Origin of the sequence: Salipiger aestuarii (assembly GCF_003259905.1) — a bacterium.
Taxonomy (GTDB): Bacteria; Pseudomonadota; Alphaproteobacteria; order Rhodobacterales; family Rhodobacteraceae; genus Salipiger; species Salipiger aestuarii.
In genome coordinates this window covers 24,889-35,975 of record NZ_QLMG01000044.1, presented here as the reverse complement: position 1 = coordinate 35,975, position 11,087 = coordinate 24,889, and the positions used below count along the sequence as shown (strand labels likewise).

Below are 11,087 nucleotides of genomic sequence, written 5' to 3'. Positions count from 1 at the left end.
GCAGGGCCTAACGCCATTCGAGTTCATCTGCAAAATCTGGACAAGAGAGCCAGAAAGATTCACTGTCGATCCAACCCATCACTCGCTGGGACTAAACACCTAGCCATTCGCGATTCCCGGGGCAGGGGTGGGGCGCCCCTGTCTTCATCTTGCCGGGTAAACTCCCGCCGGAGGCAGGCCGGACACCGCCAACAGCGTCCCCGCGGGGACAACACCCCTACCCCAACAACCAAAGAACCAGTGGAATCGTCGCCACCGAGACCAACGTCTGAAATGTGACAATCCCTGCCATCAACGCCCCGTCGCCCCCCAGCTGCCGGGTCAACACATAGGCTGTCGGCGCGGTGGGAATCGCGGAAAAGATGACAAGCGCCAGCGTTTCGGCCGGGGGCAAGGCAAAGCCCGTGGCGACCCCCGCCGCCAGAACGGGCATCATCAACAGCCGTAGCCCGCCGTTCAGGCCCAGCGTGGCCAGCTCGCGCCGCAACGCCGCAGGCACCAGCGCCGCGCCCACGCACAGCAGACCAAGCGGCAGCGACCCGCGCGCAAGCAGTTCGACAAACCGGTCAAGCCCCAGCGGCAGACCGATCCCCGACATGTTCAGCCCCAGCCCGGCAACACAGGCCAGAATCAGCGGGTTGCGCGCCATGCTGCGCAGCACCGGCATCGGATGGCGCAGCACGCTCGCCTCGGACAGCGCCATGATCGACAGCACGTTCACCAAAGGCACGGCCACTGCAAGCAAGACGGCGGCGCGGGTCAGCCCCTCGGGACCTGCGAGGCTCAGCGTGATGGCAAGCCCCAGGTAGGTGTTGAAACGGATCACCCCCTGCATCTCGGGACCAAATCGCGCGGCGGGGCGCGGGCGCGCGAGACGGAGCAGCACCAGCCCTGCGGCGGCAAGGCAGATCGTCGCCACCGATGCCCCTCCAAGCCGCAGCAACGCGGGGTCAGACAGCGGCGCCCGCACCAGACTGGATACCAGCAGCGCCGGAAACAGCACGACATAGTTCAGCCGTTCGGCGGCGGGCCAGAATCCGTCGCCGGGAAAACCGCCGCGCATCAGCGCGAACCCGGCGCAGATCAGCGCGAAAAGCGGCCAGATGGTAAGAATGATCATAAGACCTCCTGTGCTGTCACGTCCGGCCGTCCTGGCCTCGGCTCGGTCTACAGACCAGAACCGCGCTCGGGCGCCGGATCCTCGGGTGCGGTTGTTTCGGGTTCGATCCGGCCGCGACGCGCGAGCCAGCGCGCCATCAGCCAGACCCCCAGCGCCCAGGCCGCCCCCAGCGCCCAACCGGCCAGCACGTCGGACGGCCAGTGCACTCCGAGATAAATCCGGCTGATGCCCACGGTCATTGCAAGCAACGCGGCCACCACGACAAAGAACACCCGCAGGCGCCACAACCGCTGGGTGCGCGCCAACATCACCGCCAGGGTCAGATACGTCACCGCGGACATCATGGAATGCCCCGAAGGAAACGACGCCGTCGCCACGTCCACCCCATGCGGAACGAGGTCGGGCCGGGGCCGGTCAAATCCGGATTTCGCCAGATGCGACAGGGCCTGACCGCCCAGAATGGCGATCAGCAACAGCCCGGCGGCGTGTCTTTGCCGCAGCAAAAGGAGGTATCCAGTAACCACAAGGACAAGAATGGTCAGCACGCTTACGCCCCCCAAAGCGGTCAGGTCGCGCATCGCCACCTGCACCTGGCTTCCCCCGACGGGCATCGCCGGATCGCCGGGCTGACGCAGCGCCATCAGCACCGCCTCGTCAAAAGCATGCAGATCGCCCTCGACCATTTCGGCAGCGAGGGCCACGAACCCCCAGAGCGCACCGGCGATTACGACAATGCCCACAAGCGTCGCGGCTTCGGTGCGGCGCCACAAGGCGGACAGGAAAGAGGGCATGTGAACGGCCTTTCAGAAACTTTTTTGGCATAAAAGGCGCAGGCGCCGTGGTTGGCAAGCCAAAGGCCGCCCCCTTTCAGGGACGGCCCGAGATGCGGACCCAGGTACGCGCGCGAATGTGCGCCCGGGCGGGCACCTTGGCGCAGGGCAGGGGGGTCAGACGCCCGCAGCCTCCATCGCGGCCACGACCCGGTCAGGAAGCGCCGGAAAGTTGCGCACCCGTGCGCCGGTGGCATGGGCGATGGCGTTCAGAACTGCGGCCCCGGCGCCCGAAATCCCAAGCTCGCCGATGCCTTTGGTCTGGATCGGGTTGCCCATGTCGTCGCGTTCTTCCAGAAACACCACCTTCATGTCGCCGGGCACATCCGCGTGGGCGGGGACGTGATAGTTGGCAAGGTCGCGCGTGACGATATGCCCGGTGCGCGGATCGTGTTCCACCGCTTCGGTCAAGGCCGCTCCGATGCCCCAGATCATACCACCAAGTGCTTGGCTGCGCGCGGTTTTCTCATTCAGGATGCGGCCCATGGCCATCACGCCCAGCATGCGGCGCACGCGGGTTTCGCCGGTCCATTGGTTCACCGCAACTTCGGCGAAATGCGCGCCAAAGCCGGATGACAGGTGCGATTTCGAGGTGTCGCCAGCCGCCACAACCGCCTCTTGCACGATCTCGCCGTCCACCAGGTCGGCAAGCGGGCGTTCGACGTTGCCACCGCGCGCGATGCCGTCCTGAAGGTGCAGTTCTGCGGGGTCGCAGCCCAGCTTGTCCGCGATGGTGGCGCGGATCTTTTTAGCCGCGAGAAACGTCGCGGACCCCGCCGAATTGGCCCCGAACGACCCGCCGGAGCCGGATGCGCCGGGCAGGTCGGTATCGCCCAGAATGACCTCGACCGAGCTGATCGGCAGACCAAGCATTTCGCCCGCGATCTGCCCCAGGATGGCATAGGTGCCGGTGCCGATGTCGGTCATGTCGGTTTCCACCACGGCTCGGTCGCCGAGCAGGCGCACCCGGGCGGCGGATTGCACCAGCATGCTTTTGCGCGCGGCCGAGGAAACGCCCATGCCGATGCGCCAGTCGCCTTCGACGCGGGCACCCGGAGCGCCGCGTTCGGCCCAGCCGAATTGCTCGGCGCCGCGGCGCAGGCAATCGGCAAGCCCATGGGCCGAATAGGCCTGGCCGGTCATCGGGTGGGTGTCGGGGATGTTGCGCAGGCGCAGGTCGACCGGGCACAGGTTCAGCGCCTCGGCCAGCTCGTCCACCGCGCATTCGAATGCCAGCATGCCGACCGCCTCGCCGGGCGCGCGCACCGAACCAGAGGGGGTGCGGCTGATCGTGGCCACCGTCTGGGTAAAGCTCAGCCCCTCGGCGCCGTACAGAAACTGCGAGGCCTGCGAGACCGGCTCGAAAAACTCTTCGCCCGCCGCGTTGGACACCAGATCGTCATGCGAAATCGCCCTGATCCGGCCATCGCCGGTGGCGCCGAACCGCACGCGCTGGGTGGTCTCGGTGCGGCGCAGCACGGCGTCGAACACGGTCTGGCGCGACATCACCACGCGCACCGGGCGCCCGATTTCCCTGGCGGCAATGGCGGCGGCGACGGCCTCGGGGCCGATGCCCAGCTTCGATCCGAAGCCGCCGCCGATATAGGGCGACAGGATGCGCACCTGCGCGGGGTCGATGCCCAGCGAATCCGCCAGTTCGTCCCGGTTGAACCGCAGCATCTGAAGCGAGCCGCGCAGCGTCAGGTTGTCACCCTGCCAGTCGGCGATGGCCGCGTGCGGTTCCATCGCGGCGGCAACCTGCGCGTCGGTGGTGTAGGTGGCATCGACAGTGACGTCGCAGTCGGCAAAGGCCGCGTTGAAATCGCCCGAAGTTTCGGGCTCGCCGGAGTGTTGCGCCGATTTGGTGGCGGGGTCGGTGATGGCGGTCCCGGCGTCGTAGCTGACCGGAAGGCGGTGGGCGGCGTCGCGCGCCGTTTCGGGGCTGTCGGCGACCACAAGCGCGATAGGCTGGCCGTGATAGAACACCTGGCTTCCGGGCTGGCAGGGAGCGGCCCCGGCCATGCCCTGCGCCGGGTTGCGCAGCAGACGGTCGTCGGTGATGAGCGTGATCACGCCCGGAATGTCCCGGATCGCGTCATGGCCGAAACCGGTGACGCGGCCCTGCGCGATGGTGGCGCGCACCAGAACCCCGTGCGCGGCGTCCTCGGGCAGGCCTTCGGCGGCATAGCGGGCGCGGCCCGATACCTTTTTCGGGCCTTCGGGACGGTCGAGCGGCTTGCCGACCAGCCCTTGGCGGGTTTCGTCCAGCAGGCGCGGCTGCGCCTCGTTCATGCGAAAGATCTCGGTCATTGCGGGGCTCCGGAAGGCGCGTTGCGGGCGGTATCGACCTGGCCGGCAAGGCCGCTGGCCTCGCGCAGGGTGGCAATCAGCGTGCGGCGCAGCAGCGGGCGCTTGAACGCGGTTTCGGGGTGGGGCGCGGTGTCGGGCACCAGATGCGCGGCCGCCCGTTCGAACGTGGCGGGTTCGGGCCGTTTTCCGGTCAGCAGACCGTTCACGGCGGCGTCGGTCCAGGGACGCGGGGCCACGCCGCCAAAGGCCAGCGCAGCCTCGGCGATGGTATCGCCGTCCATCTTCAGAACAGCGGCGACGGACACCAGCGCAAACGCATAGGACGCGCGGTCGCGCACCTTGCGATAGGTCTGCCGGGTGCCGATGCGCGGCGCGGGCAGGATCACGGCGGTGATGATGTCGCCCTTTTCCAGGCCGGTTTCGATGTCGGGCCGGTTGCCGGGCAGGGTGTACAGCTGCGTCACCGGCAGGGTGCGCGTGTCGCCCGAGGACGCGCGGATTTCAACCTCGGCGCCCAAAACGGCCAACCCGACCGCCATGTCCGACGGGTGCGCGGCCAGGCAATCGTCGGAGGTGCCGAACAGCGCCAGCATCCGCCCCGATCCGCCCTGCGCGCTGCACCCGGTACCGGGCGCGCGTTTGTTGCAGGCCATTGCCGTGTCGTAGAAATACGGGCAACGGGTGCGTTGCAGCAGGTTGCCGCCCGTGGTCGCCTTGTTGCGGATCTGCGCCGAGGCCCCGGCCAGGATCGCCCGGCTGAGCACCGGCCAGCCGGCGCGGATGCGCGCATCGGTCGCAAGCGTCGTATTGGTCACCAGCGCGCCGATGCGCAGGCCGTCGCCGTGCGGCTCGATCCGGTCCATGCCGGAAAGGCGCGATATGTCGATGACACGCGACGGAGTCATCACCTGGATCTTCATCAGGTCCAGCAGGTTGGTGCCGCCCGCGATGATCGAAGCGGCATCGCCCATCCTGCCCGAGGCGTCAGCCAGGCTGTGTGCGCGTTGGTAATCGAACGGTTTCATGATTTCACCTCGGCGGCCATGGCGATGGCTTCGCGGATCAGCGGATAAGCCGAGCAGCGGCACAGGTTGCCGCTCATGCGTTCGGCGATTTCGGCGTCGGTCATTTCGGCGTGGTCCAGATCGGGTGAGACATAGGACGGGTGGCCCGCCTTCAGCTCGTCGAACAGCGCGGTGGCGGACATGATCTGCCCCGGCGTGCAATAGCCGCACTGGTAGCCGTCTTTCTCGACAAAGGCGGCCTGAAGCGCGTTGAGCGAGTCCGGGCTGCCCAGGCCTTCGATGGTGGTGATCTCGTCTTCGTCGTGCATCGCGGCGAGGCACAGGCAGGAATTGACCCGCGTGCCGTTCACCAGAACGGTGCAGGCACCGCACTGGCCGTGGTCGCATCCCTTCTTTGTTCCGGTCAGATCCAGATGGTCGCGAAGGGCATCGAGAAGCGTGGTCCGTGGGTCAAGCGCAAGCGTATGGCTCTGCCCGTTGACGGTCAGTTTCGTCATGAGGAATCTTTCTTCGTGTCTGGCGTTCAGGCTGGACAGGTCCAGGGCGAGCTGCGGTCGGGCGGTGTCTGGGCCGACCGTGTCGGGACCAAACCACGCGACGCGCTGCCGGTTCCAAAATTTTTCTTCGGCGCGGCGCGGGCGGGCGGCCCTGTGCAGGGCGGCGGGACGGGTAAAATCGTTCGCGACCAGCGCGGCGGCAAGCCGGACCGGCACCGCCTGTCCGGCGCGCTCCAGCGGAGGGGACGGGACGCCACGGTCGGTTCCGGGGGCATGGGCGTTCACCCCCGCCGTACCCGCGCCGAGACGGCGGGCGGAAACGGAAAAAGGCGGGCCCGAAGGTCCGCCCATCCGTGGCTGCGCTATCTGTCTGCCTGGCTGGGTGGCTACGTTGCTGCCTGTAAGGGGGCTGCGTCGGGCTGCCGTGCTGGGTTGATGGATGCGTCGCTATCGTCCCCTGCCTATGGGATTCGCCGCCGTGGGTCAAGAGAATATGCAATCAAATCAAATAGTTGACTAATTTACTCGGACATTGCGGGCAAAGTCGTTCCTGTCGCAAATGCATCGCAGCCCCCCGCGGGGGGCAACGGTTTGAATGCGCGGTGACACTGGCTGGCAAGGGGCCAGACCCCCTTGACGCAGCCCTTCAAAACCGTGCGGCGCTAGCCGCGCTTGCGGCGCAGACCAAGCGCGCCAAGGCCGGTCAGCAACAGCGCAACGCCCGCCGGAAGCGGTACGGTCGAGGCCGGCTCACTGACCGCGTACCCCGAATAAGCATAGCTGTTGCCGTCTGTAAGCGCGCTCAGCGGTGTGTCGCCAAGGCTGAAATCATCAAACGCAAAGGTAAAGCTGAGGCCGGTCCCGAATGCGGGATCGCCAAGGGCGGTCAGTCCGCCGAAGTCGGCGGTGACCACCCCGAAGGATTGGCCCAGCGACAGCAAATCATAGCTTTCAGCGATGGTCCTGCCCTCGTCGTACAGCGTGAAACTGCCAAAATAGGGCGTCGCGTCGGCGGCGGCGTAGCCCAGCGAGAAATCCGCCGTCAGCGCCCCGGCAGAGACGTAGTCGAACGACACGGCGCCCTGGTCGAAAGCGACCAGATCCGAGTCTCCTCCGAATTCGAAATAATCCGCCGATCCGAACAGATCGAAGGTGACGGTGGCCGCGGGAAGCGCGGTGGCGGCAAAGGTCGCGGCGGTAAGCGCGGCGGTGGTCACAAACCTGGTCATAGGATGATGTCCTGTGTTGGGGGCGCTGGCGGCAGGGTCCGGTTCCATGCGGGGGGCAGGACAGCCCCGCCGTCGGATCAGACGAATGCCAGCGCATAGTCGTCGATAAAGGTAATGTTGCTGTCGGTGATGCCGTCGCCGCGGATGTATACCGCGTCGGTCGCGCCGGCGCGGTCGTCGAAATACGCCACGACGGTTGCGCCCGACTGCACCACCCGTGCGACCGCGACCCCGGTGGCAAGGCCGATGGAATCCACGCCGACCTCGTAATCGGTGATCGTGTCGCGGGCGCGCACCCCGTCATGGGTTTCGACGCCGAAATAGAACACATCCGCCCCGCCGCCGCCGGTCATCGCGTCGAAGTTGCCCGCACCGGACACCAGCACCTCGTTGGCATCGGTGCCAGCCAGTGTGTCGCGTTCCGAGGTTCCGACGAGATACTCGACCGGCGCGTCTCCGGCGCCCAGATCCAGCCCGATCAGCACCGGGTCATGATCGGACGAGCGGTAAGGATCGTCGCTGTAGAGCGACGGGTCGCGCCCGTAATCGAGATTGTAGTCAAAGACATCCGCCTCGTCGGCGTTGATGTTCCAGCGGGTCGCTCCGGTGACCTGACCGGCAAGGCTGTCGTTGGCCAGCGCATAGTCCAGCGTGCCGGTCTGCCCGTCGAACACATAGCTGTAGCCGCCCGGATCGTAGGCTTCGCCAAGGTCGGTGAAATCGTCGGCGGTACCGTGGACGCCATCGGCGCCCGCCCGGATCGCGGTGATCGCGTCTTCCATCGCATAGGCGTTCAGATCGCCCAGGATCAGCGCATCGGTGTCGCCGCTGCCGGTCGGGTCCGAGGCCAGCCAGTCGACCAGCGCGGCGGCCGCATCGGCGCGGATGTTGGCGTTATTGCCTTGCCCGTCGCCCATGTCGGTATCGCCATCCACCACCGATCCCTTGGACTTGAGATGGTTGACCACCGCGGTAAAGCTTTCGCCCGATGAGATTTCGGCAAAGGTCTGCGCGACCGAGGCGCGCTGCGTGCCGACCGTCTGGAAACGGCTGTCGACGGTTTCGTCCAGAATGGCGAAATCGCCGATCAGCGACACGGTTTCATAGTTGTAAAGAAAGCCGACCTTGATGGCGTCGCCTTCGACCACGCCGCCCATGGCGCCTTCGACCACGCCGGTATCGACATAGGCATAGGTGCCGCCCGCCGCGTTCAGCGCCGACACCAGCGCCATCATCGAGGTGGAGCCAAGCGGATCGTTTTCGATTTCCAGCAGGCCGACCACATCGGCGGCGACGGTGTTGATCGCCGCGACCAGCTTGGCCTCTTGCCGGTCGAATTCGGCGGTGCTGTTGGCGCCGCGCGGGCCCTGGGACCCATCCGGGCCGGTGCTGTTGCCGCCTGCGTCAAGCGTGGTGAAATAGTTCAGCACGTTGAACGAGGTGACCGTCAGGCTGCCGCCCACGTCATCGGGTTCGGCGTCGCGCGGATTGGCGGCGCTCAGCGTGCCGGCGGTGGGCAGGTTGATGCGGTATTCGGGTTCTTCGGATGACGACGCGCTGTCTTCGGAATAGCTCAGCACGCCGGTCAGGCCGCTGTAGGTGTCGCCCATGCGGATGACATCGCCGCCGTCGAGCACGCCATCGGTGCCAAGGAACGGCACCTTGATCTCGGTCGGGTTCTGCGCCGCGCTGCCATCGTCGAGCACCAGCGAGCGGGCGGCGTTGTCCATCAGCGCCTGCGTGTAGCCCGCAACGCTGGGGGCGTTGGACTGGGTGAACTGTTCCAACTGCCCGTCCGAGGACAGGCGCAGGGTGCCGAAACGATCCAGCTGGAACATCTCGGTCACGGCCATGTCCTGGGGAACGGTGACCAGCATGCCTTCGTAAGCTTCGAGGTTGGCGACGTAATCGCCATCGGCATCGACCAGGACGGTGGCGGTGGGAAAGGTGACGACGGTGGCGGTGGGCAGCGCGTTGCCTGACGAATCCACCGTCACGCTGTGGGCGGCGATGCGGGTTTCGCCGCCGTTTTCCGACACGGTGCCGGCGACGGTAACCATGTCACCCACGGTGAGTCCCGCAGTGTCGCCCGCGACAAAGATGCCTTCGGACGAAGAGGCATCGGCATCCGCATCGGCGTCTTCTTCCTGAATGTAATAGCCGCCAAGCCCCGCCATCACCTGCGTGACGATGGCCTGCACGCGCACTTCCTGGCCCGCCATGGCGCTGACATCGGCCGCCCCCGCGGTGCCGACAAGCGTCCCGTCGGCAAGGTCGGTCGATCCCTGCACCTCGTGAATCATCACATCGGCATATTCTGTGCCGCCGCCGGTGCCGCTGGTGCCCGCGGTCGGCGTGTTGACCGAAGGATCGTTGGAAAAGCTGAGGATGGACCAGTCCGAGGCGGAGTCGGTGTCGACGCCATCGCTGACACGTCCCACGCCGGCGGGCAGAAAGCTGCCATCCGGGCCGACGACCGGCGCATCGAAATAGAAGGCGTCGCCGGCGCCGCCATCGGTCACGCCCACCGCATCAAGCACGGTTTCGCTGCCGGAGACCGCAGGCCCCGCGATCGACGCCGTTTCCACCAGCGCGATGGTATACGAGCTGTTTTCGATGAAATCGGTGGGCAGCATGGCGTTCGGCGTCAGGCCATAGACCGCGCCCGCCTGCGTGTTGGCGACAAGGTAAAAACCGTTGTCGCCGATCACCGCATCGTCGGCGAAATCGAACTGGCCGTCGATGGTGCCAGGGGTGGCGCCGGAATCGCCTTCGACCACGACGAGGCTAAGCCCGGCCAGCGACTGGCCCGGTTCGCCGACCAGTTCGATATATTCGGAATCCGCGCCGGTGGTCGAGCCGAGCACCTCGTTTATCACCAGCGGCTGCGGGTCGGCGGCGGTGTAGCTGCCCACCGGAAACGGCGTGACGGCGGTGGCGTTCGTGGTTTCACCATCTATGGCGTTGGTGCCCGAATAGATCCAGTCGGCGGCGTTGAAGGTGGCGCTTGGCCCCGCCTGGGCACCCCTGTAGGCCCATCCATCCAGATGATCCCAGGCGGTGCCGGTGCCGTCGACGCCGATCTCGCCAAAGGCATCAACCTTTTCGCCAAGCTGGAACAGTTCGATCACGTCATCGCCGTTGATGTTCAGCACGCTGGTTTCGAAATCGGGGTCAAAGCCGAAATAGTCGCTGAACCCCGACCCGCTGCTGTTGGCAAAGGCGACATAAATGAATTCGCCGGCCGCTGCCGATCCTGAAAGGGTGAATTCCGGCCCGTCGCTTGCGCCGCCGTTGTTGGCGGTGCCGATGGCATAGTCGGCCAGATCGCCGATGTCGTTCAGCACGAACAGCTCGATGGCTTTGGGCAGGCCACCGGGCAGGGGACCATCGACGACCCCCGTCATCACGAGATTGGACATAGAGGTTCTCCGGGCTTGGACAGGCGTTACCGGACCGAGGCTAGCGACCAAAGTTAACAAATTATGAACGGACCCGGATCAGCACTGTGACACCTTGCGTCAACTGGTCAAAAGCATCCGTTTGAGGCAGGCAACGGGCCGGTCCTGCGGCCGACGAACCCCCGGCTGTTCGTCACGGTTGGTCAGCAAAGCGTTGAGCCGGTCGAATTTCTGGTGGTTGTGCACGGGTTCGATCCGGTGGGCTGTTGGGAATGCCCATGCCGATGGCGCCTACGTCGATCAATTCCAACGAATGGCGCTGCGGGTCGCCGATCACCTCTGTCCGGGTGAAACGCCAGGCGGCAGAGCTGCCCTAGGTCAGCGTCCGCCGCCGCGCATGCTGCATGGCGTACCTTGCGCGGACCGCAGCACGCCGAACCAAAGTTCCAGCGCGAAGGTCACGCCGTCGTGGACCTGTACCCAGTCCGATCTGCGCCAGCCGGGCGAACATCCCCGCAGTGGCAGCCGATGCGGGCTTCGTCACGCCCGATTTGGGCGTCGACGGTCAGCGGCTTTTCCGGGCGCGAATTTGCGCCGCGGATCAATGACTTTGCGGCGGCGACCTGTCATCAGCCCGGCGCGCCCAAACGGGATTTCCTTCCCGGAACCGGGGTG

At 66.2% G+C, this 11,087-nt stretch carries 7 protein-coding genes and 1 pseudogene; 1 reads left to right on the top strand and 7 read right to left on the bottom strand.

The window, feature by feature from the left end:
• A pseudogene (locus ATI53_RS18155) lies at nucleotides 1-103 on the top strand (IS481 family transposase); the annotation flags it as partial.
• Nucleotides 104-217: 114 nt separating this feature from the next.
• Here the strand turns inward: ATI53_RS18155 and ATI53_RS18150 are convergent.
• The 7 genes from ATI53_RS18150 to ATI53_RS18120 form a co-directional block, all read right to left on the bottom strand.
• Complete coding sequence (locus tag ATI53_RS18150; RefSeq protein WP_111551041.1) at nucleotides 218-1,120, bottom strand: AEC family transporter; 903 nt, start codon at nucleotides 1,118-1,120, stop codon at nucleotides 218-220.
• A gap of 47 nt (nucleotides 1,121-1,167) precedes the next feature.
• Nucleotides 1,168-1,911, bottom strand: a complete 744-nt coding sequence (locus ATI53_RS18145) for a phosphatase PAP2 family protein (protein ID WP_009504316.1) — start codon at nucleotides 1,909-1,911, stop codon at nucleotides 1,168-1,170.
• A 156-nt stretch (nucleotides 1,912-2,067) separates the two neighbouring features.
• Entirely contained in the window at nucleotides 2,068-4,260 is a 2,193-nt protein-coding gene (locus tag ATI53_RS18140; protein WP_009504315.1) for a xanthine dehydrogenase family protein molybdopterin-binding subunit, read from the bottom strand.
• Nucleotides 4,257-5,285, bottom strand: a complete 1,029-nt coding sequence (locus ATI53_RS18135) for an FAD binding domain-containing protein (protein WP_111551040.1) — start codon at nucleotides 5,283-5,285, stop codon at nucleotides 4,257-4,259. Before ATI53_RS18135 ends, ATI53_RS18140 begins: the two co-directional genes overlap by 4 nt.
• Complete coding sequence (locus tag ATI53_RS18130) at nucleotides 5,282-5,782, bottom strand: 2Fe-2S iron-sulfur cluster-binding protein (RefSeq protein WP_083840603.1); 501 nt, start codon at nucleotides 5,780-5,782, stop codon at nucleotides 5,282-5,284. The genes ATI53_RS18135 and ATI53_RS18130 overlap by 4 nt, the downstream gene beginning before the upstream one ends.
• 662 nt (nucleotides 5,783-6,444) lie before the next feature.
• Nucleotides 6,445-7,011, bottom strand: a complete 567-nt coding sequence (locus ATI53_RS18125) for a hypothetical protein (RefSeq protein WP_111551039.1) — start codon at nucleotides 7,009-7,011, stop codon at nucleotides 6,445-6,447.
• A gap of 77 nt (nucleotides 7,012-7,088) precedes the next feature.
• Complete coding sequence (locus ATI53_RS18120; RefSeq protein ID WP_111551038.1) at nucleotides 7,089-10,433, bottom strand: ExeM/NucH family extracellular endonuclease; 3,345 nt, start codon at nucleotides 10,431-10,433, stop codon at nucleotides 7,089-7,091.
• Between the last annotated feature and the right edge of the window lie 654 nt (nucleotides 10,434-11,087).

Coding starts and splice junctions, on each gene's coding strand:
- ATI53_RS18150 (WP_111551041.1), bottom strand. CDS start 1,120: ATGATCATTCTTACCATCTGGCCGCTTTTCGCGCTGATCTGCGCCGGG.
- ATI53_RS18145 (WP_009504316.1), bottom strand. CDS start 1,911: ATGCCCTCTTTCCTGTCCGCCTTGTGGCGCCGCACCGAAGCCGCGACG.
- ATI53_RS18140 (WP_009504315.1), bottom strand. CDS start 4,260: ATGACCGAGATCTTTCGCATGAACGAGGCGCAGCCGCGCCTGCTGGAC.
- ATI53_RS18135 (WP_111551040.1), bottom strand. CDS start 5,285: ATGAAACCGTTCGATTACCAACGCGCACACAGCCTGGCTGACGCCTCG.
- ATI53_RS18130 (WP_083840603.1), bottom strand. CDS start 5,782: ATGACGAAACTGACCGTCAACGGGCAGAGCCATACGCTTGCGCTTGAC.
- ATI53_RS18125 (WP_111551039.1), bottom strand. CDS start 7,011: ATGACCAGGTTTGTGACCACCGCCGCGCTTACCGCCGCGACCTTTGCC.
- ATI53_RS18120 (WP_111551038.1), bottom strand. CDS start 10,433: ATGTCCAATCTCGTGATGACGGGGGTCGTCGATGGTCCCCTGCCCGGT.